General features: G+C 71.8%; 25 protein-coding genes. 11 read left to right on the top strand and 14 right to left on the bottom strand.

What is annotated here, in order from left to right:
• Window positions 1-65 precede the first annotated feature (65 nt).
• Window positions 66-1,652 (bottom strand): MDR family MFS transporter, encoded by a 1,587-nt coding sequence (locus tag AB0B98_RS24160; protein ID WP_357365487.1) that lies wholly within the window; start codon window positions 1,650-1,652, stop codon window positions 66-68.
• A gap of 105 nt (window positions 1,653-1,757) precedes the next feature.
• On the opposite strand from AB0B98_RS24160, the gene AB0B98_RS24155 reads away from it, so the two are divergent.
• The gene (locus AB0B98_RS24155; protein ID WP_238668192.1) at window positions 1,758-2,342 is read left to right on the top strand and encodes a TetR/AcrR family transcriptional regulator; all 585 of its coding nucleotides are present in this window, start codon (window positions 1,758-1,760) and stop codon (window positions 2,340-2,342) included.
• Between the two features lie 42 nt (window positions 2,343-2,384).
• On the opposite strand, the gene AB0B98_RS24150 is transcribed toward AB0B98_RS24155, so the two are convergent.
• The 8 genes from AB0B98_RS24150 to AB0B98_RS24115 form a co-directional block, all read right to left on the bottom strand.
• Complete coding sequence (locus tag AB0B98_RS24150; protein ID WP_357365485.1) at window positions 2,385-2,894, bottom strand: GNAT family N-acetyltransferase; 510 nt, start codon at window positions 2,892-2,894, stop codon at window positions 2,385-2,387.
• Complete coding sequence (locus AB0B98_RS24145) at window positions 2,891-3,112, bottom strand: biotin/lipoyl-binding carrier protein (protein WP_181518367.1); 222 nt, start codon at window positions 3,110-3,112, stop codon at window positions 2,891-2,893. Before AB0B98_RS24145 ends, AB0B98_RS24150 begins: the two co-directional genes overlap by 4 nt.
• A gap of 205 nt (window positions 3,113-3,317) precedes the next feature.
• Window positions 3,318-3,482 carry a hypothetical protein gene (locus AB0B98_RS24140; protein ID WP_357365483.1) on the bottom strand — a complete coding sequence of 55 codons (165 nt, stop codon included), beginning with the start codon at window positions 3,480-3,482 and terminating at the stop codon, window positions 3,318-3,320.
• A 59-nt stretch (window positions 3,483-3,541) separates the two neighbouring features.
• Window positions 3,542-3,829, bottom strand: coding sequence for a mycothiol system anti-sigma-R factor (gene rsrA / locus AB0B98_RS24135; protein ID WP_030490399.1), 288 nt, complete (start codon window positions 3,827-3,829; stop codon window positions 3,542-3,544).
• A 1-nt stretch (window position 3,830) separates the two neighbouring features.
• Window positions 3,831-4,655 (bottom strand): sigma-70 family RNA polymerase sigma factor, encoded by an 825-nt coding sequence (locus AB0B98_RS24130; protein WP_112583674.1) that lies wholly within the window; start codon window positions 4,653-4,655, stop codon window positions 3,831-3,833.
• A 235-nt stretch (window positions 4,656-4,890) separates the two neighbouring features.
• The gene (locus AB0B98_RS24125) at window positions 4,891-5,508 is read right to left on the bottom strand and encodes an alpha/beta family hydrolase (RefSeq protein ID WP_357365481.1); all 618 of its coding nucleotides are present in this window, start codon (window positions 5,506-5,508) and stop codon (window positions 4,891-4,893) included.
• Between the two features lie 51 nt (window positions 5,509-5,559).
• Complete coding sequence (locus AB0B98_RS24120) at window positions 5,560-5,952, bottom strand: WhiB family transcriptional regulator (protein WP_238668196.1); 393 nt, start codon at window positions 5,950-5,952, stop codon at window positions 5,560-5,562.
• A gap of 196 nt (window positions 5,953-6,148) precedes the next feature.
• Window positions 6,149-6,859: an SOS response-associated peptidase gene (locus AB0B98_RS24115; protein ID WP_357365479.1), complete on the bottom strand. Its 711-nt coding sequence runs from the start codon at window positions 6,857-6,859 to the stop codon at window positions 6,149-6,151.
• A gap of 102 nt (window positions 6,860-6,961) precedes the next feature.
• Between AB0B98_RS24115 and aroA the strand changes: the two genes are divergently transcribed.
• From aroA to AB0B98_RS24095, 4 genes are read left to right on the top strand one after another with little or no spacing between them, the layout of a single operon-like run.
• On the top strand, window positions 6,962-8,260 hold the full coding sequence (gene aroA / locus AB0B98_RS24110) for a 3-phosphoshikimate 1-carboxyvinyltransferase (protein ID WP_357365477.1): 1,299 nt from the start codon (window positions 6,962-6,964) through the stop codon (window positions 8,258-8,260).
• A gap of 58 nt (window positions 8,261-8,318) precedes the next feature.
• A complete protein-coding gene (gene rsgA, locus AB0B98_RS24105; protein WP_091406102.1) occupies window positions 8,319-9,395 on the top strand; it encodes a ribosome small subunit-dependent GTPase A in 1,077 nt (358 codons plus the stop codon).
• Between the two features lie 28 nt (window positions 9,396-9,423).
• Window positions 9,424-10,242, top strand: a complete 819-nt coding sequence (hisN, locus tag AB0B98_RS24100) for a histidinol-phosphatase (RefSeq protein ID WP_357365475.1) — start codon at window positions 9,424-9,426, stop codon at window positions 10,240-10,242.
• A 59-nt stretch (window positions 10,243-10,301) separates the two neighbouring features.
• Complete coding sequence (locus AB0B98_RS24095) at window positions 10,302-11,156, top strand: hypothetical protein (RefSeq protein WP_357365626.1); 855 nt, start codon at window positions 10,302-10,304, stop codon at window positions 11,154-11,156.
• 46 nt (window positions 11,157-11,202) lie between these two features.
• Here AB0B98_RS24095 and AB0B98_RS24090 read toward each other — a convergent pair whose 3' ends face one another.
• Window positions 11,203-12,402 carry a glycosyltransferase gene (locus tag AB0B98_RS24090; RefSeq protein ID WP_238668200.1) on the bottom strand — a complete coding sequence of 400 codons (1,200 nt, stop codon included), beginning with the start codon at window positions 12,400-12,402 and terminating at the stop codon, window positions 11,203-11,205.
• Window positions 12,403-12,625: 223 nt separating this feature from the next.
• Between AB0B98_RS24090 and AB0B98_RS24085 the strand changes: the two genes are divergently transcribed.
• The 3 genes from AB0B98_RS24085 (at window position 12,626) to AB0B98_RS24075 (ending at window position 15,076) form a co-directional block, all read left to right on the top strand.
• Window positions 12,626-13,624, top strand: a complete 999-nt coding sequence (locus tag AB0B98_RS24085) for an SDR family oxidoreductase (protein ID WP_238668201.1) — start codon at window positions 12,626-12,628, stop codon at window positions 13,622-13,624.
• The gene (locus AB0B98_RS24080) at window positions 13,624-14,415 is read left to right on the top strand and encodes an ATP-binding protein (RefSeq protein ID WP_357365472.1); all 792 of its coding nucleotides are present in this window, start codon (window positions 13,624-13,626) and stop codon (window positions 14,413-14,415) included. The genes AB0B98_RS24085 and AB0B98_RS24080 overlap by 1 nt, the downstream gene beginning before the upstream one ends.
• 88 nt (window positions 14,416-14,503) lie before the next feature.
• Complete coding sequence (locus tag AB0B98_RS24075) at window positions 14,504-15,076, top strand: DUF5709 domain-containing protein (RefSeq protein ID WP_112583682.1); 573 nt, start codon at window positions 14,504-14,506, stop codon at window positions 15,074-15,076.
• Window positions 15,077-15,083: 7 nt separating this feature from the next.
• Here AB0B98_RS24075 and AB0B98_RS24070 read toward each other — a convergent pair whose 3' ends face one another.
• Both AB0B98_RS24070 and AB0B98_RS24065 read right to left on the bottom strand, forming a co-directional pair.
• On the bottom strand, window positions 15,084-15,737 hold the full coding sequence (locus tag AB0B98_RS24070; protein ID WP_357365625.1) for a response regulator transcription factor: 654 nt from the start codon (window positions 15,735-15,737) through the stop codon (window positions 15,084-15,086).
• A gap of 23 nt (window positions 15,738-15,760) precedes the next feature.
• Window positions 15,761-16,885 carry a DUF5931 domain-containing protein gene (locus AB0B98_RS24065; RefSeq protein ID WP_357365471.1) on the bottom strand — a complete coding sequence of 375 codons (1,125 nt, stop codon included), beginning with the start codon at window positions 16,883-16,885 and terminating at the stop codon, window positions 15,761-15,763.
• A gap of 119 nt (window positions 16,886-17,004) precedes the next feature.
• On the opposite strand from AB0B98_RS24065, the gene AB0B98_RS24060 reads away from it, so the two are divergent.
• Window positions 17,005-17,460, top strand: coding sequence for an ATP-binding protein (locus AB0B98_RS24060; RefSeq protein WP_238668204.1), 456 nt, complete (start codon window positions 17,005-17,007; stop codon window positions 17,458-17,460).
• 272 nt (window positions 17,461-17,732) lie between these two features.
• Here AB0B98_RS24060 and AB0B98_RS24055 read toward each other — a convergent pair whose 3' ends face one another.
• Entirely contained in the window at window positions 17,733-18,671 is a 939-nt protein-coding gene (locus AB0B98_RS24055) for a ribose-phosphate pyrophosphokinase (protein WP_091406120.1), read from the bottom strand.
• A 102-nt stretch (window positions 18,672-18,773) separates the two neighbouring features.
• Here AB0B98_RS24055 and glpK point away from each other — a divergent pair, with 102 nt between their 5' ends.
• The gene (gene glpK, locus AB0B98_RS24050) at window positions 18,774-20,258 is read left to right on the top strand and encodes a glycerol kinase GlpK (RefSeq protein WP_357365468.1); all 1,485 of its coding nucleotides are present in this window, start codon (window positions 18,774-18,776) and stop codon (window positions 20,256-20,258) included.
• 15 nt (window positions 20,259-20,273) lie between these two features.
• Here the strand turns inward: glpK and AB0B98_RS24045 are convergent, their stop codons facing one another.
• Complete coding sequence (locus tag AB0B98_RS24045; RefSeq protein WP_357365466.1) at window positions 20,274-21,107, bottom strand: phosphoribosylaminoimidazolesuccinocarboxamide synthase; 834 nt, start codon at window positions 21,105-21,107, stop codon at window positions 20,274-20,276.
• Between the two features lie 137 nt (window positions 21,108-21,244).
• Between AB0B98_RS24045 and AB0B98_RS24040 the strand changes: the two genes are divergently transcribed.
• Complete coding sequence (locus tag AB0B98_RS24040) at window positions 21,245-22,600, top strand: extracellular solute-binding protein (RefSeq protein ID WP_357365464.1); 1,356 nt, start codon at window positions 21,245-21,247, stop codon at window positions 22,598-22,600.
• The last annotated feature ends 7 nt before the right edge of the window (window positions 22,601-22,607 follow it).

Here is a 22,607-nt window from a genome sequence, read left to right as displayed (position 1 = left end):
CCGGAAACAGGGCTTATGCACGCGCCCAAAGTGCAAGATCGCGGGGGTTGGGGGTTGGGGTTGGGTCAGGCGACCGGGGCCTTGCCGAGGGCGACCTCGGCGTCCTCCTCCGGGGTGGCCTGCGGCGGCGCCTCGTTCGCGGTGCGCAGCGGGATCTCCTTGATGAACCAGGCGAGCACCGGGATCACGATGGTGAACAGCACCGCCCAGAGGAAGACGTGCGAGATGGCGTCGGAGAGACCGCCGAGCACCGCCTCGCGCGCCTGAGCGGGCAGTTCCTTGAGCTTCTCCAGGTCCATCCCGGCGCCGGCCTCGCCGCCACCGAAGGCCCGACCACCCTCGGAGCTGGCCAGCCGGTTGGCGAAGATCGCTCCGAACAGCGAGATGCCGAACGAACCGCCGATCGACCGGAAGAAGGTGGCCGCGCCGCTGGCCGCGCCGAGGTCCTTCTGCTCCACGCTGTTCTGCGCGATCAGCATCGACGTCTGCATGAGGAAGCCCATGCCGATGCCGAGCACGATCATGTAGATCGAGGACATCAGCTTGCTGGTGTCCGTGTCGAGCATGGACAGCAGCGCCATGCCCGCCGTCATCACCACGCCACCGATGATCGGGTACGCCCGGTATCTGCCGTTACGGGTGATCGCCCGGCCGATGACCAGCGAGACGACAAGCATGCCGAACATCAGGGGCAGCAGCAGCAGACCGCTGTTGGTGGCCGACGCCCCCTGCACTGTCTGCTGGTAGAGTGGCAGGAAGTTCATCGCGCCGAACATCGCGAAGCCGAGCAGGAAGCCGATCACCGAGATCAGCGCGAAGTTGCGGTTGGCGAAGAGCGCCAGCGGCAGGATCGGCTCCTGGACCCGGCGTTCCACCAGGCCGAACGCCACCAACGCGACGACGGCCAGCACTGCCAGGCCGAGGATCTGCGGCGAGGTCCAGTCGTACTCGTTGCCACCCCAGGTGGTGATGAGCACGATCGCGGTGATGCCGACCGAGAGCAGCCCGGCGCCGAGCCAGTCGATCCGGTGCTCGGTGCGGTACTTCGGCAGGTGCATGGTGGTGATCAGCACGAGCAACGCGATTCCGCCCAGCGGCAGGTTCACGTAGAACGCCCAGCGCCAGGAGAGGTGGTCGGTGATGAATCCGCCGGCCAGCGGACCGGCGACCATGGCGATGGCCATGATGCCGGCGATCATGCCCTGGTAGCGACCGCGCTCGCGGGGCGGGACCAGATCACCGATGATCGCCATCACGCCGACCATGAGGCCGCCGGCGCCGAGGCCCTGCACGGCCCGGAAGGCGATGAGCTGGACCATGCCGTCCTCTGGGCCGCCGAACATCCCGGAGCCGGCCATGCCACAGAGGGCGGAGCCGACCAGGAAGACGACGACCGAGGTCAGGAAGACCGACTTGCGGCCGTAGAGGTCACCGAGCTTGCCCCAGATCGGGGTGGAGACGGTGGTGCCCAGGACGTACGCGGTAACCACCCAGGTGAAGTGGTTGAGCCCGCCGAACTCGCCAACGATCCGCGGTAACGCGGTGCTGACGATCATATTGTCGAGCATCGCGAGCATCATCGCGATCATCAGCCCGAACAGCACGACCCGGATGTTGTTGGGTCTCGTGCCGGCCTGGGTTGCCTGAGTCATGGGTAAGCTCCCCCCGAAGATTGCCGTACTTACTTGCCGCCCGGCTAGTCACCTTACTAGCCGCACGGTAAGTTGGGTACAAGCAACGGTCAAGCCATTTGGAGGGTGTGCGTGAGCGAGAGCACAGGCGGCGGAACGCGGGAACGGATCAAGGCCGTCGCGCTCGAACTCTTCACCGAGCAGGGGTACGAGAAGACCTCGCTCCGGGAAATCGCCGAGCGCCTCAACGTCACAAAGGCCGCGCTCTACTACCACTTCAAGAGCAAGGACGACATCGTCGCCAGCTTCGTCGAGGACCGGCTGGAGCGGATGGACGCGCTGACCGCCTGGGCCGCCACCCAACCCGCCACCCTGGCCACCCGACGCGAGCTGATCTCCCGGTACGCCGACACGATGTTCGACGGCACCCAGCCGTCGGTGATGCGCTTCTTCGAGCAGAACCAGACAGCGCTCAAGAGCCTCTCCTCCGGGCAGAAGATGCGCGGTCGGATGATGGAGCTGGCCGAGGCGCTCTGCCGGGGAGACGACTCCCCCGCCGCCCAGCTACGCGCCGCGCTGTCGCTGTTCGCGGTGCACACCAGCTGGTTCGCGGTCCGCGCGCCGCACATCAGCGACGACGAACGCCGCAAGCTCGCCCTGGAGGTGGCCGACGAACTGCTGGCCGCCATCGGCACGCAGCCCGACGCCTGACCGGGCATGATCGCGCCAGCCCAGGCTCGTCGGTCGCCGGCCTCAGCCGCGCGTCAGCTCCAACCGCAGGCCGAGCAGGTCAACACCCGGCGCCGGTGACCAGTCCTTCTCCGGCGAACGGACGAAACCACGCCGCGAGTAGAGCCGGTGCGCCGCATCGGCCATCCCGGCCCGGACGCAGATCATCACCGCCGTGCAACCCGACCCGGTCGCCCGGTCTACACACGCCTCGACCAGCGCGGCACCAACACCCCGCCCCTGAGCGCCCGGGTCGACAGCGAGCATCCGGAACTCCGCCTCGCCCGGCCCGGCCAGCTCGGCGAACGGGGTGCCCGGCAGCACGAACGTGACCGAGCCGAGCACCGCCCCGGTCACCTCGTCGACAGCGACCAGCACCTCGCCGCTGGCGGCTCGGGTCGACACGTCGGCCAGCACCTCGCCGTACCCGTGTTCGCCCTTGAGCTGGCCGTCCGCCTCGTACGCGGCCACCGTCAGCCCGGCCACCGCCGGGAAGTCGACCGACTCGGCCGGACGGACCCGCAACCCGGTCAAGCGATCACGGCGATCAGGTCACCGTCCTGCACGACGTCGCCCTCGTTGACGACGAGCTGCTGGAGCACACCATCGGACTCGGCGACGACCGGGATCTCCATCTTCATCGACTCGAGGATCACCAGGGTGTCGCCCTCGGTCACCGTGTCACCCGCCGTGGCGACGACCTTCCAGACGTTGGCCACCATCTCGGCGCGGATCTCCTCGGCCATGTCCAGGCCCTCCCTCTTCGCGACGTGCCTGCCGATGTATCCAATCATGCGTCGACCGGCGATGGGCGGGCAGCGGCGCAGCCGGGATGACAGGTCCGCCCTGGGGAAGGCGGCGGGTGTCGACAGCACTACCATCAGCGGGTCGGACCCGACGCCGGACCGCCGGTGGCCGCATCCGCGCCGAGGTCGTGCGCAGGACGGATCCGACCCATCACGAGGAGGTCAGCATGGCGAAGAAGTCCCGGAAGAAGAAGGCTCGTAAGAAGAGCGCCGCGAACCACGGCAAGCGTCCCAACTCCTGAACGGGTCGACGGGCCGACCGCCCGTCGCCGCTCAGCCGGCCGAGGCCGGGTACACCGGTGGCCCGGGTCGACATCGACCCGGGCCACCGGTCTTGCCAGCTGGCGCCGACGCTCGGTCGGCCAGCTCAGACGCTCAGTCGGCCAGCTCACGGGAGTCGCTGGTCTCGAAGACCACCAACTCGGTGAGCTTGACCCGCAGCCGCTCACGCAGCTGATCCGGCGCGGTCTCGTTGCCACAGCAACGCGCCACCAGCGCCCGCACCTCCTGCTCCAGCCCGTACTCGCGCAGGCAGGGCCCGCACTCGTCCAGGTGGTGCCGGATCAGCGAGCGACGCTCGTCGGCGCACTCCAGATCCAGGTAGAGATACACCTCCGCGAGCACTTCGCGGCAGTCCGTCTCGTGCGGCTCCCCACAGCTCACGTCACACCTCCCGGCCGGCAGCGGCGGTCGAGCCCTTCGCCGAGCGGGCCGCACTGAAGCCCCGCTCGCCCGCGTAACGCTCGAGCAGCTTGCGCAGATTACGACGGCCCCGGTGCAGACGCGACATCACGGTGCCGATCGGCGTGCCCATGATGTCCGCGACCTCCTTGTAGGAGAAGCCCTCGACATCGGTGAGGTAGACGGCCAGGCGGAACTCCTCCGGCAACTGCTGGAGGGCCTCCTTGACGTCACTGTCCGGCAGCCGGTCCAGTGCCTCCGTCTCGGCCGAGCGCAACCCGCTGGAGGTGTGCGACTCGGCCTCGGCGAGCTGCCAGTCGGTGATCTCCTCGGTGGGCGCCTGAATCGGCTGGCGCTGCCGCTTGCGGTAGGAGTTGATGTAGGTGTTGGTCAGGATCCGGTAGAGCCAGGCCTTGAGGTTCGTGCCCTGCTCAAACTGGTGGAAGGCCGCGTAGGCCTTCAGGTACGTCTCCTGGACCAGATCCTCGGCATCCGCCGGGTTGCGTGTCATCCGCAGCCCAGCAGCGTAGAGCTGATCGACGAATGGCATCGCGTCCCGCTCGAATCGGGCCCTGCGCTCGTCCGTCTTCTCGGTGGTCAACCGCACATCCCCTCGCGTCGGATGCTTTCCCGCCGAGGATACGCGCACGGACCTGCCCGCAGATTCACTTCCGGCCGGTGTGCCCGTGCTCACCGCACCCACCCCGCCCGGTCCCGCCGTCGCGGGCCACTCCGGGCCATCCAGCAGCCGCTTCAGCTGCCGGGCGTCCCGCTCGTCCCGTTCCAGGCTTCGTGTCTCGGTTGGCACCGGTCACCCCCCTCGCAGAAAAGTCGTCCGGGGGTAGTAACGCGAGATGACCACTGGGGCATTCCGGCCGACCCTCCCCGTTCCTGGTCCCGGCCCCGACGGCGGCCGGCGCTGGGACCAGGAAGGGCCTGGGAGGACTGGTGTCACCGGCCCTGCTCGGGCCTGCGGCACCAACGGATGCAACGACCCGTGCCCGCGCCGGAAACGGTCGCCCCGGCGAGCCGGCCGCGACGGATCAGCTGGCCGCCCAGCCCTGGGCGGACAGCCAGTCGCGCACGGCGGCGGCGGTGCCGGCCGGATCGCGGCGCAGGTCGTGCGTCTCACCGGGACGGCTCACCACCTGCACGGCCGGTCCCGGCTCCGGCGTCCCGAACGGATCCCGATCGCCGTTGACCACCAACGTCGGCAGGCCGGTGCCCAGTTCGGCGGCGCGCGAGCGTTCCGGCCGGCCGGGCGGGTGCAGTGGGAAGGCCAACGCGACCACGCCCACCGCGCCCACCGCACGGGCCGTCCGACAGGCCACCCGTGCGCCGCTGGAACGCCCACCGACCACCACCGTCGGCACGTCGGCGTGCCGGTCGCGCAGCTCGGCGAGCACCGCTGTCCAGGCCTCGTCGAGGTGACCTGCCGGTGCCGGCGCACGCCGACCGGCGACCCGGTAGGGCTGCGTCACCCGGACCACCGCCAGCCCGGCCGCCACCGACGCGTCCCGGACCGCGAGCAGGTCGGGCGCGTCGACGCTGCCACCCGCGCCGTGCCCGAGGACGAGCAGGGCGGTGGCCGGGCGGACCGGCAGGTCGGTGTCGATCCACGCCGGACCGCGCGGGGTGTCGATCTCGTTGCTGGCTGGCACCGGCCTATTCTGCGCCGCCGGACGGGCGTCGGATGCGAACCGGGCCGCCGATCAGCTCAGCGGGACCAGGACCAACAGGCGATCGCGCACCGGCGGGCCGGCGTCGTCGATGGCGTCCGGATCGGGTTCGACCTCGCCGCGCCAGGCGACCAGCATCGCCCGGCGTTCCCGCGGCGTGGTGCCGCCCCACACGCCGTGGCAGTCACCGACGTCGAGGGCCCAGGCCAGGCAGGACCCCTGCACGTCACAACTGCGACACAGCGCGACGGCGGCGTCCGCCGGCTCGTTCGGTGCCGGAAAGAATGTCTCCGGATCGACGCTCTGGCAGGTTCCTCTGGTGCGCCATGCGTCGTCCTGTCGCCGTTCTCGCACGGCCCGCAGCAGTCGCGGATCTCGCCGCGCCGCTGCCACCTCGTGCGGACGCGGCATACGTGCCCGTGTCATCCACCCACCTCCCCCGTGGGACCGGCAAAATCTGTGGACGTCGTCCGCCCCGTGCGGACCGACAGCCACTACCGGCGCTGTGTTCTATCGCACTTCGCAACACCGGGACAAGGGTCTGCCGGGAACATGACTGAACAGCCAGGAGACGAATCGCGCTGAACCCTGGCAAATCGGTGGCCGACGATGCACCGCGGCGTCAGAACAGTGTCAGCTCCTGCTGTGACACCGGCGGCGTCACCGCCACCCGCGCGGTCAGCTGTGGCCCGTCGTTACGAACGTCTCCCACCGCCGCACCCACCGGGCGGATCTCCAACCCCGCCAACTGCTCCGCCGACGCCGGAGTGAGCAACCGCTCCGGCTCGTCGGTCGGCGCGAGCCACGACGACCACCGCTCGGGTGGCAGCAGCACCGGCATCCGGTCGTGCACCTCGGCCAGGTCGCCGAGCGCCGCGGTGGTCAGCACGCTGAAGGTGAGCCGGGTCTCGGCGTCGGACTCCCAGACCGACCAGATGCCGGCCAGCGCGAGCACCGAGCCGTCCCGGGGAGTCATGAAGTACGCCTGTCGCCCGCCGTCGGGCAGCCGCACCCACTCGTACCAGCCGTCCGCCGGGACCAGACAACGGCGACGGGAGAAGGAACCGGCGTACGCCCGGCTGGTGGCCACCGTCTCCGCCCGCGCGTTGATCATCCGGGCGGCGCCGGAGGCGGACCGGGACCAGTGCGGCAGCAGACCCCAGCGACCGACACAGAGGCTGCGGTGCCCCTCCGGGCTGACCCGGACCAGCGGCACCCTGTCGGTCGGCGCGACGTTGTGGTCCGCCCGGACCAGGCCGTCGGAGTCGTCTGACGACTCGAACAGCGCGCTCAGCTCGCCGGAGCTCCGGGTCGTCGCGTACCTCCCGCACATGGGGCACACGCTAACGCGTCGGAGGGCCGTCGGCTGTCCCGCCAACCGGGAGTACGAGTGCCGGGCAACGCCGCCCGCCCGCCGACACGGCAGAATGTAACGGTGGGCAACCTGACCGCGACCCGGCCGCCGCAGCCGTGGACCGCACCGACCGCATCCGACCCGGTGGCGGCGACGCTGCGCCTGCCCGGTTCCAAATCGATGACCGCCCGGGCCCTGGTGCTCAGCGCGCTGGCCGCCGGCCCGTCGACGCTGGCCCGGCCACTGCGCGCCCGCGACACCGAGTTGATGGCCGCCGGCCTGCGGGCGATGGGCGCGCACGTCTCGATCAGCGACGACGAGCGCTGGCTGGTCCGACCGCACCCGCTGGCCGGCCCCGCCCACGTCGGCGTCGGGCTGGCCGGCACCGTGATGCGGTTCGTGCCACCGGTGGCGGGCCTGGCCGACGGGCAGGTCACCTTCGACGGTGACCCGTACGTGCGCACCCGCCCACTCGGCCCGCTGGTCGGCGCGCTGCGCTCGCTGGGCGTCCGGATCGACGTCACCGGCACCGGCAGCCTGCCGCTGACAGTGTTCGGCACCGGTGGGGTCACCGGCGGCGAGGTGGTGCTCGACGCGTCCGTGTCCAGCCAGTTCGTCTCCGCGTTGTTGCTGGCCGCCCCGCGCTTCGACAGGGGCGTCGTGGTGCGGCACGTCGGCCCCCCGGTCCCCTCCGCGCCGCACCTGCGGATGACAGTGCGGATGCTGCGGGCCGCTGGCGCGGCCGTCGACGACAGCACCCCCGACGTGTGGACCGTCGAGCCCGGCCCGCTCACCGGGCGCGGCTGGGAGATCGAGCCGGACCTGTCCGGCGCGGTGCCGTTCTTCGCCGCCGCCCTGGTCACCGGCGGTGAGGTGACCTTGCAGGGCTGGCCGCACAGCAGCGCCCAACCTGTCGAGCAACTCCGCTCGTTGCTACAGCGGATGGGCGGCGAGGTCACCCTCTCCACCGCCGGGCTGACGGTGCGGGGCACCGGCGTGGTGCACGGCCTGACCGCCGACCTCTCCGACGTCAGCGAGCTGACCCCGGCGCTGACCGCGCTGGCCATGCTGGCCGACTCGCCGTCGGTGTTCACCGGCGTCGGGCACATCCGTGGCCACGAGACCGACCGGCTCGCCGCGCTCACGCGCGAGTTCACCGCCCTCGGGGCGGACATCACCGAAGCGCCGGACGGGCTGGAGATCCGACCCCGCCCACTGCGCGGCGGGACCTTCCGCACCTACCACGACCACCGGATGGCGCACGCCGCGGCGGTGGCCGGGCTCGCCGTTCCGGGCATCGAGGTGGACGACGTGGGGTGTACCTCCAAGACCATGCCCGAGTTCCCGGCACTATGGTCAGCGATGGTGACGGGCAAGTGAGCTGACGAGAAGAGGACAGGTCCTGGCGACCAAACGGCGGGAGTACGACGAGGACGACGTGCGGGTCCGGCCCGGAAAGTCGTCGCGCCCGCGTACGCGCACCCGCCCGCAGCACGCCGACGCTGTCGACGGGTTCGTCATCGCCGTCGACAGGGGGCGCTACACCTGTGTGCTCTCCGGGGCCGAACGCGGCGTGGTCGGCGCCGAACTGCCCACTGTCACCGCGATGCGGGCCCGCGAGTTGGGCCGCAAGTCGGTGGTGGTCGGTGACCGGGTCAGCCTGGTCGGTGACACGTCCGGCGCGGAGGGCGCTCTCGCCCGCATCGTCCGGATCGCGGAACGCCGCTCCGTGCTGCGCCGCACAGCCGACGACGACGAGACCACCGCCGAGGGTCGGCTGGAACGGGTCGTGGTGGCCAACGCGGACCAGTTGGTGATCGTGAGCGCGTTGGCCGACCCACCGCCGCGCACCGGGTTCATCGACCGCTGCCTGGTGGCCGCGTACGACGCGGACGTCGAGCCGCTGCTCTGCCTCACGAAGGCCGATCTGGCCGGGCCGGAGGAGGTGCTCGGCTACTACACCGAGCTGGAGCTGCCCTACGTGCTCAACCGCCCCGACTCCGACCTCGACGCGCTCCGTGCGCTGCTGAGCGGCAAGGTGTCGGTGCTGGTCGGGCACTCCGGGGTGGGCAAGTCGACGCTCGTCAACCGCCTCGTTCCGGACGCGCTGCGCGCTGTCGGCGTGGTCAGCGCGATCGGCCGGGGCCGGCACACCTCGACCAGCGCGGTGGCGCTGCGGCTGCCACCGGTGCCGGGGATCGACACCGACCCGGGCTGGATCATCGACACCCCCGGGATCCGCAGCTTCGGGTTGGCGCACGTCTCGGCCGACAGCCTGCTGCATGGCTTTCCGGACCTGGTCGAGGGCACCGTCGACTGCCCACCGAACTGCCCCCACACGGCCGACGAGGCCGAGTGTGGGCTGGACGCCTGGGTGGCCGCCGGTAAGGCCGACCCGCGCCGGCTGGCCTCGTACCGTCGGTTGCTCGCCTCCCGGGCCGGCGAGGGTGACTCGCGCGGCGACAGCGACCAGCGCGGTCCGGGCGAGGGTGACCGGCGCGGCCCGGACGAGTGACCCGACGGGCGTGGGCTAGGTTGCCGGCATGACCGGGTACGCCGACGACCTCTCCCTCGCCCACCTGCTCGCCGACCGGGCCGACGCCATCGCCACGGCCCGGTTCCGCGCACTCGACCTGCGCGTCGAGGCGAAGCCCGACCTCACCCCGGTCTCCGACGCGGACACCGCTGTGGAGCGGGAGATCCGCGCCCTGCTGGCCGAGCACCGACCGGCGGACGGGCTGCTCGGTGAGGAGTACGGCGCGCAGTCGCCGGTCCACCCGAACGGCCGCCGGTGGATCATCGATCCGATCGACGGCACCAAGAACTTCGTCCGTGGCGTGCCGATCTGGGCCACCCTGATCGCGCTCTACGACGGCGACCGGCCTGCGGTCGGCGTGGTGTCCGCACCAGCGCTCGGACGACGCTGGTGGGCCAGCGCGGGCGCTGGCGCGTACGCCGGGCCGGGCCCCGCGGCCGGCGAGCGGATCGGCGTGTCAGCGGTGCGTGGGGTCGCGGATGCCAGCTTCTGCTACTCGTCCCTGAACGGGTGGGAGGAAGCCGGGCGGCTCGACGCGGTGCTCGACCTGATGCGGGACAGCTGGCGCAACCGGGCGTACGGCGACTTCTACGGCTACATGCTGTTGGCTGAGGGGGCACTGGACGTGATGGTCGAGCCGGAGTTGTCAGTGTGGGACGTGGCGGCGCTGGTGCCGATCGTCACGGAGGCGGGTGGCACGGTCACGGATCTGGCCGGACAACCGGCCCCCGCGGGCGCTCCGGGCACCGACAGCAGCGTGGTGGCCACCAACGGTGTGCTGCACGCCGACATCCTCGCCCGCCTCAATCGACCAGCCGAGCGCTGACCCCCGGCAACCTCTATCCTCGCCAGGTGGTCTCCTCCGGTTGGTGCTTCCTCGCGGCGATGATCGTCGCGTACGGCTTCGCCAACCTGCTCCAGTCGGTGGCGGCGGCCCGCACCACTGTCCACCACACCTTCGATCCGGGCCTGCTGCTGCGCCTTGCCGGGCACCGGACGTATCTGGTCGGTCTCGGCTGTCAGATCGCCGGTTTCGTGCTCGCCTTCCTGGCCCGACGGGACCTGCCGCTGTTCCTCGTGCAGGCCAGCGTGGCCGCCGGGCTCGGGGTGACCGCCATCCTCGGGGTGCTGGTGCTGAAGTGGCGGCTGCCGGCGGCTGAGGTGGTGCTGCTGGCGCTGCTCTTCGCGGGGATCACCGCGCTGGTGCTGTCCGCCCGGCCGGCGCCGTCGAAGCAGCTCGGCACCGCCGGCTCGATCGCCCTGCTGATCGCGCTGGGCGTCATAGCGGTGCTCGGTTTCTTCGCCGTCCGGCTGCACGGGGCGCCGGGTTCGGTGGCCCTCGGCTCACTGGCCGGGCTGGCGTTCAGCTCGGCCGCGGTCGCCGCCCGGCCACTGGCATCCGCGCCGTCCGCCGAGGCGTTCCTCGCCGACCCGCTGTTCTACCTGTTGATCGCCCACTCGATAGTGGGTCAGCTGCTGCTCGGTCTGGCGATGCAGCGTGGCTCGACGACCGCCGCGGTCGCCGCGATGGACGCCGCCGGCGCGGTGCCGGCCGCGATCGTCGGCCTGCTGCTGCTCAACGACAAGATCTGGCCGGGGCGGGAGTGGCTGGCCGCTGTCGGTTTCCTGGTGACCCTGGCCGCGGTGATCGGCCTGACCCGGTACGCCGAACCGCAGCAACACCGTTCGGTGGCACGCCGTCGGGACCCGGCCATGGTCGGTGCCGGTCGGCCGGGCTGACCACCCGGCACCGCACCACGGCAAGAGGTGTCGCAGTACCGCCGACTCAGGCCTCGACCGGCTTGCGGCGGCTCACCACCCGTTCGTAGAGGCGCTCCAACGCACCGGCGGTCCGCTCCCAGGTGTAGCTGCTGCGCACCCGGTCCACGGCGGCGTGCCCGTACGCGAACCGGCCGGCGTTGTCGGCGAGCAGCCGGCGCATCGACACTCCGAGTGCCCGTACGTCACCGGGGGGCACCAGGCGGCCGGTGACCTCGTCGACGACGGCGTCCGCCAGGCCGCCCATCGCGTAGCCGATCACCGGCACCCCGCAGGCCATCGCCTCCAGCGAGACCCGCCCGGCCGAGGAGTAGTGCGGCGTGCAGGCGACCACGTCCGCCGACCGGTACCAGGTGGCCATCTGGTCGTGCGGCACCGCTCCGACGAGCCGTACCTGGTCGACGACGCCGAGCTGTTCGGCCAGCTCGCGCAGCCGTCGCGCCTCGGTGTGGTTGGCCAACTGGTCGGCCGGTGGCCCACCGGCGATCACCAGCTCGGCGTCACCGACCAGCCGCATCGCCCGGATCAGATCCTCCTGGCCGTGCCCGGCGGCCAGCGAACCCACCGAGAGGATGCGGGGCCGCTGTTCGCGGGGCGCCGCCTCGCCGTCGGGGTGGAACAGGTCGATGTCGACGCCGGCCGGCACCAACGCGACCGAGCTGCGTTGCAGACCCATCCGGGTCAGCTCGTCGACCTCGTCGTTGGACTGGGCCACGGCGATGTCGACCGCCCGGGTCAATGCGCGTTCCAGCGTGATCCGCTGGCCCGGCCCGTCGTAGTGGCCACCCAGGTGACGCAGTTGCTCGATGCCGAGTGAGTGGAACGTCTGCACCACCGGAATGTCGGTCTCCCGAACGGCGTGCGCGGCGGCCAGGCCACCGACCCAGTAGTGCCCGTGCACCACCTCGGGCCGCCAGGCGCCCGACCACTCGTCGGCCAGCCAGCGGCCGACCTCCGTCACGTACGGGATCAGCTCGACGGTGGGTAGTGGGTTGGGCGGGCCGGCGGGCACCTGGTGCACCTGGTAGCCGTCGACGTTCATCGTCGCCGGCAGCGTCGGGTCGTCCCGGCGCACGTAGAGCCGGACGTCATGGCCTCGCTCGGCCAGCTCGGCGGCGACCCGCGCGGTGTGCTGGCGGGTGCCGACCGGCGGCCCGTCGGCGTGGCGGTAGGAACTGGCGTGCGCGCAGACGAGGCCGACGCGCATGGGTCACCTCCCTGCGATCTTTCCTCGGCGGTGGTCCTCCCGGTCAGAGCGTCCCATTAACCCCGCGACGCTGAGCCGAAACCTGGCAGATCAGGAAGAGTCCCCGCGAGTGCCACCGAAACTTGCGCCACGGCAAGCACACGCGCCGCACACACTGCGGTTCGACGATGATCGACAAGCCGTCGTCGGTGTGACCAGGCCCGGCCGGGGGTACCGCTCAGGAATGCCGCTGACCCGCAGTCTCGACGATTCGACAGTGGTGATCACCGGCGCGTCCAGCGGGATCGGCACGGCGACCGCGTACGCACTGGCCCGCCGGGGAGCCGCCGTCGTGCTGGCCGCCCGCAGCGAGCCCGCCCTGCTACAGGTCGCGCAGCGCTGCCGGGAGTTGGGCGGCCGGGCGCTTGTCGTACCGACCGACGTCACCGAGTTGGAGTCGGTGCGGCGGCTGGCCGATCAGGCAGCGGCCGAGTTCGGCCGGATCGACGCCTGGGTGAACAACGCCGCGGTGAGCGCCGTGGGGCTGTTCGACGAGATCCCGGTCGCCGAGTTCCGCCGGGTGCTGGAGGTCAACCTGCTCGGGGCGGTGCACGGCATCAAGGCGGCCCTGCCCTACCTCGGTGCCGCCGGTGGCGGGGTGCTTGTCAACAACGCCTCGGTGCTGGCCGAGGTGGCAATGCCGTACCAGTCGGCGTACAACGCGACCAAGCACGGCATCCGCGGGCTGGCCGACACCGTCCGACAGGAGCTGCGGGTCACCGGTCGCGGTCACATCTCCGTCTGCACCGTGCTGCCGGCCACCATCGACACCCCGTTCTTCCGGCACACCGGCAACCACAGCGGCCGGGAACTCGTGCCGCCCCCTCCGATCTACCCGCCGGAGGTGGTCGCCGAGACCATCGTCCGGCTGCTGCGCCGGCCCCGCCGCGAGGCGTACGCCGGCGGCGCGGCCCGGCTGATCGGCCTGCAGTGGCGGTTGGCGCCCGCGCTGGTGGAGCGCACCCTCGGTTGGTACGCCCACCGCACCCAGTTCGGTCCGGGCGCCCGGGTGGACAGCAGCGGCAACGTGTTCCACAGCGATGCTCAGGCGCGCCAGGACGGTGGTTGGCACGGTCGGCGGCGACAGTTGGTGCGGATGACCGCAGCGTTCGGTCTGGCCGCCGCCGGCACCGCCGTCGGCACCCTGGCGGCCATCAACCGCCGCTCCCGGTCGGATCGCTGATGGCCGATGTCGAGCGCCCGAATGCGCTGACCGTCACCGGCGCGCACAATGGGGCGATCATGTCGAGCTGTCTCGTGGAAATCGACGAGTCGTCAGCGGTGGTTCGGCTGACCGGTGTGCTCGATGCCGCTGGTGCCGAGGCGGTACGCGGCGCGCTGCTCGCCCGCCTGCTGGCCCGGCCCGGCCCGGTGGTCGCCGACGTGACCGGCCTGCGGGTCGTCGACCCGGTCGGGCGCGGCGTCTTCGCCGACGTACGTCGGGAGGTCGCCGACTGGCCCGCAGCGGACCTGCTGCTGTGTGACCCGGCGGTCGACGGCCCCGCCCATCCGGACGCCGCGCTCGCCGGGGTGCCGGCCTGGCCGACGCTCGACGGGGCGCTGGCCGCTGTGGCGGCGACACCGCTGGCGGCGGTGCTCAACGCCGAACTGGCTCCGGCGGTGGGAGCCGCTCGGCAGGCGCGCGAGCTGGTCACCACCGGTTGCGAGCGCTGGGGCATGTCGACGCTCACCGACCCGGCGTGCATCGCGATCACCGAGATGGTCAACAACGTGGTGGCCCACGCCCGGACCCCGATGACGGTTCGGCTGGCGCCGCAGGACACCACCCTGCACCTGGCGGTTCGCGACCACTCCCCGCGTCAGCCGACCTTCGCCGGGATCTCCCCGCCGAACCGTGCCGGCGGCCGGGGCCTGCTGCTGATCGACACGGTGACCCGTCGCTGGGGCAGCAGCGCCGTACCGGACGGCAAGGTCGTCTGGTGTGTGCTGCACCCCGACGACGAGGCCGCCTGACGGGGCTTTCGCCATCGGCGACCGGTTCGGCGGCGTACCGCCGGAGGCCGCCCGGTTACGGCGGCAGGGCAGCGGGTAGTGATCAGACATGCGCGACAACGAGTACCCGACCCCCGTGTCCGACACCGAGGCGCAAGGGCTGCCCGACACCGCCGATGACGACTCGACCGCCAACGACGACGTCCTCACCGGGCGCGAGGCGGACGGCCCGGACCCGGCCCAACTGCCCGGCGATCGGACGCCGGTGGCGGTGGACCGGTTCGGAACGACCGCCGAGGAGCAGCTCGACGGTGAGTCGTTGGACTACAAGCTCGACCGCGAGGTCTACGAGCGCCCGGCGGACGACCCGCTGGCCGGCACCATCGACCCGAAGATCGCCTTCGAGGCGGACAACCTGGAAGCCGCGGCGGAGGCTCAGCTGGACGCCGACGTGATGGATCCCGGGCCGACCTCGGACCCGAACTCACCGGTCTCCCTCTACGACCACGGTCAGCTCGGCACCGTGGCCGACGCCACAGTGGGCCGGCTGGTGGAACCGGACGAGGGGTCGCACACCGACCAGGAGACCGACTCGGTGGCGTACGACGCCGGATCGGCCGGGGGCGGAGCGACAGCCGAGGAGCTGGCCATCCACGAGACGGAGCCGCCGCGCTCGGTCTGACGCCGGCTCAGTCGTCCAGACCGCGTTCGATGGCGTACCGGGTCAGTTCGACCCGGTTGTGCAGTTGCAGCTTGCCCAGGGTGTTCTGCACGTGGTTCTGCACGGTGCGGTGCGACAGGCCGAGCCGCTGGGCGATCTGCTTGTACGACATCCCCTTCGCCACCAGCCGCAGCACCTCCGTCTCCCGTTCGGTGAGCTGGGGCGTCGCGGGTTCGGCAGCGTCGGCCGGGCCGGTCCCCCGCCCCGGTCCGGCGGCCAGCCGGCGGTACTCGCCGAGCACCAGCCCGGCCAGGCCTGGGGTGAAGACCGCGTCGCCGGCCGCGGTGCGGTGCACCGCCTCCAGGAACTCGGCGGGCGCTGTCGACTTCACCAGGTAACCGGTGGCCCCGGCCTTGACCGCGTCCAGCACGCTCTGCTGTTCGCCGCTGGCGCTGAGCATCAGCACCCGTACGGCGGGCAGAGCCGCGCGCAACCCCAGGATCACCTCGACGCCGGAGATGTCGGGTAGTTGCAGATCGAGGACGACGACGTCGGGCCGGGCGGCGGCGGCCACCCGGATGGCCTGTCGTCCCTCGCCGCTGGTCGCCACCACAAGGAAACCGGCCTCGGTCAGGTCGCGGGCCACGCCCTCCCGCCACATCGGATGGTCGTCCACCACCATCACCCGGATCGGGTCCACCGCTGTCACCTCGGCACGCTCAGCTCGATCTCGGTGCCCGCCTCGGGGGCGGACACGATCCGAACCGTGCCGCCCACGTCGGCCACCCGGCCCCGGATCGACTGGGTCACGCCGAGCCGACCCTGGGCGGCCGCCTCGTCCAGCCGTCCGTCCGGGATGCCCGGCCCCTCGTCGCGGATCGACACGGTCACCGTCGCCCCCTCGTCCTCGATCAGCACCCAGGCCCGCCCGCCGGCGTGCCGCCCCACGTTGTCGAGGGCCGCGCCGGTCGCGGCGGCCAACTCTCCGGCCACCCGTCGGGGCAGCGGCACCGGGGTGGCCGGGGCGGAGAGCGCCACCGCCGCCGAGGCGTACCGGCCGAGCAGGGTCCGCAGGTCCACCGCCTCGCCGCCGTCCGGGAGGCTCGCGGCGGCCGGGCCGGCGCCGGCGATCAGCGCCCGCAGGGCGACCTCCTGCTCGCCGGCCAGCCGGGCCAGCTCGCCGGCCTCCCCGGGCAGGTCGGCGCCGCGCCGCTGCACAAGCGCCAGCACCTGGAGCACCGAGTCGTGAATGTCGCGGGCCAGCCGCTCCCGCTCCCGGGTGGCGGCCTCCAACTCCACAGCGCGTTGCAACCGCTCCTCGGCGCTCACCGCGAGCCGGGCCACGTGCCCGACCACCACTCCGGCGAGCAGCATCAGGATCACCCCGGTGAACGAGGACTGGCCGATCCGCTCCCGGGTGGCCAGGTCCGCGCCGGCGACCAGCAACGCGGCGACAGTGCCCCGCCGCCGGCCACCGGAGACGGCCCAGGCCAGCACCGGGCCGGCCATCCAGGCCACACCCAGGGTGGGTACGCCGTGGGTGAGCGCCGTCCGGCCGACCACCCACGGGGTGGCCAGCACGATGGCCACCACCACCCCGAGGTCGGCCAGCAGCAGCGGCCAGCGCCGCCAGGCCGGTCGGGCGTACGCGATCGCTGTCGCGCCGGTCCAGGCGATCATCAGAACGATCAGGGCGCCGACGGCGTACGGGTGGGCGTACCGGTCGGCGTCACGCACCGCGAGCGCGCAGACGTACGCCAGGGAGGCCAGCCTGAACACGGTGAGCGCACGCCACAGCGGCACCTCGAACCCACCCGGTGGCGACGGCATGGCGGTCAGGATGCCACAACCGGGCCGGCGCACGGCGAGCAGCGAGTGCGGTTCGGGAAACCCTGACGTACGGTGGAAAAGCCGCGAAATACTCCGAGATGCGCCGCCGGGACGGGCCCATGACGAACGCAGATCCGCACGCACCGCGTACGGTTGTGCCCATCGAACCTGCCCTCCTGATCGCCGAAGCCTTTGACCAGGCCCAGGTGACCGAGATTCGACACTCGGTCACCTCCTGCGCGCATGCCTCGGGTCTCAGCGGCCAACGGCTTGACGACTTCGTGCTCGCGATCAACGAATTGATCACCAACGCGGTGCGACACGGCGGTGGGCGCGGCTGGCTGCGGCTCTGGCGCGAGTCGGGTGCGCTGGTCTGCGAGGTCGCCGATCACGGGCACGGGATCACCCCGCAACGGTTGCGCGACCGCAGTCGGCCCGCCCCGGACACCGCCGGCGGCTGGGGTCTCTGGCTGGCCCGCGAGCTGACCGACGCGATGGAGGTCGCAACCGGCACCGCCGGCACCACAGTCCGCATCTCCACCGGCCTGACGACCCGCAACCACACCCCCCGCTAACCCCCTCGCGCCGCCCACCCCGCCCCGCGCCCCGCCCCGCCCCGCCCCGCGCCGCACCTCGCCCCGCCGATCATGGAGTTGTGGTGGGTGACAAACTCCCCGCATAGCCCTAAACCAGGCACCATAACTCCATGATCGACCGGACCTCACCGCGATCTTGCACTTAGTGCCCCGACATAAGGGGTATTCCACGCTTTTTGACGACCGAAACTGCAAGATCGACGGAGGCGGGCGCGGCGTGGGGCGGGGGCGGGGGCGGGGGCGGGGGCGGGTCAGGCGAAGAGGGCGGAGACGGATTCTCCGTTGTGGATTCGGCGCGTCGCCTCGGCCAGTGCGGGGGCCACCGACAGGACCTGCAACTTGGGGACCCGCTTGGCGGCCGGGATGGGCACCGTGTTGGTGCAGACGATCTCCAGGACGCCGTCCTGGTCGCTGAGCCGCTGCAACGCGTCGCCGGAGAAGAGGCCGTGCGTGCAGGCGAGCCGGATCGACCGGACCTTCAGGCCGCGCAGATGCTCCATCAGCTCGACCACGGTGCTGCCCTTGGCGATCTCGTCGTCCAGCACTATGACATCCCGGTCGGTCACGTCGCCGATCACTGCGCTGATCTTGACCAGGTCGTCGCTGAACCGCTGCTTCGCCCCGGCCGCCACCGGCGTGCCGAGCAGCCGGGCGAAGGCCGCGGCCTCCTTGGCGTTGCCCAGGTCGGGCGAGACCACCACAGTGTTGCTGAGGTCGTAGCGCCGGAAGTGGGTGGCCAGCTCCCGCAGCGCGTGCAGGTGATCCACCGGGACGCTGAAGAAGCCGTGCACCTGCGGCGAGTGCAGGGTCATCGCGAGCACCCGGTCCGCCCCGGCCGAGGTGAGCAGGTCAGCGACGAGCCGAGCGCCGATCGAGATCCGTGGCGCGTCCTTCTTGTCCGACCTGGCGTAGGCGTAGTGCGGCAGCACCACAGTGATCCGGCCGGCGGAGGCGCCCCGGGCGGCGTCGATCATCAGCAGCAGCTCGACCAGGTGCTCCTGCACCGGCGGCACCAACGGCTGGATCAGGAAGACGTCCCGCTCCCGGCAGTTGGCCTGCAACTGGACTTCCAGGCAGTCGTTCGCGAACCGGGAGACCCGCACCGGGTGCAGCGGCACCCCCAGGTGGGCGCAGATCTCGGCAGCCAGGTCGGGATGGGCGGTTCCACTGAAAACTGCGATGTCGCGCACGTTCGCACATCGTAGGGGAAGTCGACGGCCGCCGACGGCGGCGGGCCGGAACCCGCGGTGAACGCCTGTCGCGCCGCACCGCCGCCCGGGTACGGTGCTGCGGTGACCCCCCAGTACGTCGCCGCCATCGACCAGGGCACCACCTCCTCGCGGTGCATCGTCTTCGACTCCGCCGGGGACATCGTCGCCGTGGCCCAGCGCGAGCACCGGCAGATCTTCCCCCGACCGGGCTGGGTGGAGCACGACGCCGAGGAGATCTGGGACAACGTCGAGCAGGTGGTCGCCGAGGCGCTGCGGACTGCCGGCACCGACGCGTCCGGGCTGGCCGCCGTCGGCATCACCAACCAACGGGAGACCACTGTCGTCTGGGACCGGGCCACCGGTCGCCCGGTGGCCAACGCCATCGTCTGGCAGGACACCCGGACCGGGCCGCTGCTGCGCGAGCTCGCGTCGGCGTACGGCGAGGAGCGGTTCCGGGCCCGCACGGGCCTGCCGTTGGCCACCTACTTCGCTGGGCCGAAGCTGCGCTGGCTGCTCGACGAGGTCGACGGCCTGCGCGAGCGCGCCGAGCGCGGCGAGGTGCTCTTCGGCACCATGGACAGCTGGCTGATCTGGAAGCTGACCGGCGAGCACGTCACCGATGTGACGAACGCCAGCCGGACCATGCTGATGGACCTCACGAGCCTGAACTGGGCCCCGGAGCTGCTGGACGCGATGGGTGTCCCGGCGGCCATGCTGCCGGAGATCCGCTGCTCCGCCGAGGTGTACGGCACGGCCGGCAGGGTGCTCGCCGGAGTGCCGGTGGCCAGTGCGCTCGGCGACCAGCAGGCCGCCCTGTTCGGGCAGACCTGCTTCCAGCCGGGTGAGGCGAAGTGCACCTACGGCACCGGCAGCTTCCTGCTGCTCAACACCGGCGCCACAGCTGTCCCGTCGACGCACGGCCTGCTCACCACTGTCGCCTACCGGATCAAGGACCAACCACCGGCGTACGCCCTCGAAGGCGCCATCGCGGTCACCGGCTCGCTGGTGCAGTGGTTACGCGACAACCTCGGGTTGATCTCCACGGCCGCCGAGGTGGAGGAGTTGGCCCGAACCGTCGACGACAACGGCGGCTGCTACGTGGTGCCGGCGTTCTCGGGGCTGTTCGCCCCGCACTGGCGCAGTGACGCCCGCGGGGTGATCGCCGGGTTGACCGGCTACATCACCAAGGGCCACCTGGCGCGGGCGGTGCTGGAGGCGTCGGCGTGGCAGACCCGCGAGGTGGTCGACGCGATGGACGCCGACTCGGACGTGGCGCTGCGCCGTCTCCGGGTGGACGGCGGGATGACCGCCAACGGCCTGCTCATGCAGTTCCTCGCCGATGTGCTCGACGTGCCGGTGGTCCGCTCCCGGATCACCGAGACCACCTGCCTGGGCGCGGCGTACGCGGCCGGTCTGGCGGTCGGCTTCTGGCCGGACCTGGCCACCCTGCGTGCGCAGTGGCGCTCCGACGCGCAGTGGGAGTCGACGATGGCACCGGAGCTACGCGATCAGGAGCTGCGCCAGTGGCGCAAGGCGGTGCAGCGCACCCTCGACTGGGTGGAGTGACGGCCGCCGCGGCGATCACTCCCAGCGGTTGCCGGTGAGCTTCTCGTAGACCTCGACGTAGCGGGCCCGGGTCGCCTCGACGACCTCGACGGGCACGTCCGGTGCCGGCTCCTGCTTGTTCCATCCGCTGCCGGTGGCCCAGTCCCGCACGTACTGCTTGTCGTAGGAGAACTGCACCCGCCCCGGCTGGTACGACTCGGCGGGCCAGAACCGTGACGAGTCGGAGGTGAGCAGCTCGTCGGCGAGGACCAGGGTGCCGTCCGGCGCCCAACCCAGCTCGATCTTGGTGTCGGCGATGAGGATGCCCCGGTCGGCGGCCAGCTCGGCGCCGCGCCGGTAGACGTCGAGGGTGATCTGCCGCAGCCGCTCGGCGGTGGCCTGGCCCACCTTGGCCACCACGTCGTCGTACGTGATGGGCTCGTCGTGCTCGCCGGCCGGCGCCTTGCTCGACGGCGTGAAGATCGGCTCGGGCAGGATCGACGCCTCACCGAGCCCGCGGGGCAGCGGCACGCCGGAGACCGCGCCGGTCTGCTCGTACTCCCGCAGGCCGCCGCCGGTCAGGTAACCGCGGGCGACGCATTCGACCGGGACCATGTCCAGCCGCTGGCAGCGGATTGCCCGCCCGGCGAACTCGGCGGGCACGTCGGTGGCCGAGATGACGTGGTTCGGCACCAGGTCGGCGAGCTGCTCGAACCACCAGAGCGAGAGCGCGGTGAGCAGGCGACCCTTGTCCGGGATCGGCGTCGGCAGCGCCACGTCGTAGATCGAGATGCGATCCGAGGCCACCAGGATCAGGTCGTCGCCGTCGGCGTAGACGTCCCGGACCTTGCCCGAGTGCAGAAGTTCCACGCGCCCTAGTACACCACGCGAGATGGGAGGGCCTGATTCGACCACCCGGCCGAGGGTGACCGGACGGACGTTGACACCTTCGTGCGCTGCCTGCGTGAATGGTCCGACCGCCACCGCCGTAGGTCCAGGAGAGCGCCGTGCCCGTTGTTCGACCCCCGATCGACCGCCTCGGCGCGGACCCGGGCCGACGCCGACTGCTCGGCGCGTTGCTCGGCGCGCCTCTGCTCGCGTCCGGCGGGTTGGCGGGGTGCAGCGACGGCGCCGCCACCTCGACCCAGGACGGGCCCGTCGAGCTGTCGGTCTTCTGGTGGGGTGGCGCCAAGCGGGCCGAGCTCACCGAGAAGGCGCTGCGGCTCTACTCGGATCGCAACCCCCGGGTCACCTTCCGGGTCACCTGGCAGGGCGCCGAAGGTTACTACGACCGGCTGGCCACCCAGGCGGGCGGCGGGAACGTACCGGACCTGATCCAGATCGACGACGCCATGCTGACCGAGTACACCCAGCGTCAGGTCATCCTCGATCTCACCGACCACCACCTGGATCTTCGGGGCCTGCCGGAGGGTCTGATCCGCTACGGCACCGTGGAGGGGCGGACGATGGCGGTGGCCGCCGGGCAGACCCACGCGGTGGTGGTGTTCAACCGGGACCTGCTGCGGGAGCTGGAGATGCCGGAGCCCCGCGCCGGGATGACCTGGCCCGACTACATCTCCTGGGCCACGCAGGTCACCGAGGCCAGCGACCGCCGGGTGGCCGGCACCATGGACGGGTCGGGCGACTACCGGGCGCTCTGGCTCTGGTTGCGGTCGCAGGGCGGCGAGTTCTACCGGGGCAACCAGCTCGGCTTCGGCGCCGACGAGCTGATTGCCTGGTTCGAGTTGTGGCAGCGGGCCCGCCGGGGCCGAGCCACGCCGAGCGCGGCCCTGGTCGAGCAGGCCGACAGCGGCGAGCCGGCCCGGCAACTCGTGGTGAACGGGGTGACGGCGGCGTCCTTCGCCTGGTCGCACCAGCTGCCGGAGCTGCAACGACTCACCGAGTCCGAGTTGGGCATCGTCGGCTTCCCCGGCCCGACGGGGGCTCAGTGGGCGCGAGCGTCGATGTACTGGGCGGCGTTCCGGGGCACCCGCCACCCGGCCGCGGTCGCCGACGTGATCAACTTTTTGACCACCAATGGTGAGGCCGGCGCCGTTCTCGGCCACGAACGTGGGCTGAACGCCAGCGCCGCGGTCCGCCGCTACACCGAGGGCAGCATCACCGACCCGGCCCAGCGACGAGCGGCCGAGTTCGGCGCCAGCATCGCCGACCTGCTCGGACCGGCGCCGGCGCCGCCGCCCCAGGGGCACGCCAAGGTACGCACCCTGCTGGTCACCGCCGCCGAGCGCATCCGCGTCAAGCGCGATGGCACCCGCGAGGCCACCGCGCGCTTCCTGTCCCAGGCCATCGCGGCCCTGGCGGCTGGGAGCACCGGCGGCCAGCCCGGAGCCGGCCGCTGGTGACCCGCCG

The sequence above is a fragment of the Micromonospora sp. NPDC048947 genome, from assembly GCF_040649495.1.
Taxonomy (GTDB): Bacteria; Actinomycetota; Actinomycetes; order Mycobacteriales; family Micromonosporaceae; genus Micromonospora; species Micromonospora alfalfae.
Note: the sequence above shows the minus strand (reverse complement) of the source record. Positions and strands in the feature narration are given on the sequence as shown.

Bases quoted from the DNA above. Each gene is read 5' to 3' on its own strand.
- AB0B98_RS24160 (WP_357365487.1), bottom strand. From the start codon at position 1,652: ATGACTCAGGCAACCCAGGCCGGCACGAGACCCAACAACATCCGGGTC.
- AB0B98_RS24140 (WP_357365483.1), bottom strand. From the start codon at position 3,482: ATGTCGACCCGGGCCACCGGTGTACCCGGCCTCGGCCGGCTGAGCGGC.
- AB0B98_RS24120 (WP_238668196.1), bottom strand. From the start codon at position 5,952: ATGACACGGGCACGTATGCCGCGTCCGCACGAGGTGGCAGCGGCGCGG.
- AB0B98_RS24115 (WP_357365479.1), bottom strand. From the start codon at position 6,859: ATGTGCGGGAGGTACGCGACGACCCGGAGCTCCGGCGAGCTGAGCGCG.
- hisN (WP_357365475.1), top strand. From the start codon at position 9,424: ATGACCGGGTACGCCGACGACCTCTCCCTCGCCCACCTGCTCGCCGAC.
- AB0B98_RS24095 (WP_357365626.1), top strand. From the start codon at position 10,302: ATGATCGTCGCGTACGGCTTCGCCAACCTGCTCCAGTCGGTGGCGGCG.
- AB0B98_RS24090 (WP_238668200.1), bottom strand. From the start codon at position 12,402: ATGCGCGTCGGCCTCGTCTGCGCGCACGCCAGTTCCTACCGCCACGCC.
- AB0B98_RS24085 (WP_238668201.1), top strand. From the start codon at position 12,626: ATGCCGCTGACCCGCAGTCTCGACGATTCGACAGTGGTGATCACCGGC.
- AB0B98_RS24080 (WP_357365472.1), top strand. From the start codon at position 13,624: ATGGCCGATGTCGAGCGCCCGAATGCGCTGACCGTCACCGGCGCGCAC.
- AB0B98_RS24075 (WP_112583682.1), top strand. From the start codon at position 14,504: ATGCGCGACAACGAGTACCCGACCCCCGTGTCCGACACCGAGGCGCAA.
- AB0B98_RS24070 (WP_357365625.1), bottom strand. From the start codon at position 15,737: ATGGTGGTGGACGACCATCCGATGTGGCGGGAGGGCGTGGCCCGCGAC.
- AB0B98_RS24065 (WP_357365471.1), bottom strand. From the start codon at position 16,885: ATGCCGTCGCCACCGGGTGGGTTCGAGGTGCCGCTGTGGCGTGCGCTC.
- AB0B98_RS24060 (WP_238668204.1), top strand. From the start codon at position 17,005: ATGACGAACGCAGATCCGCACGCACCGCGTACGGTTGTGCCCATCGAA.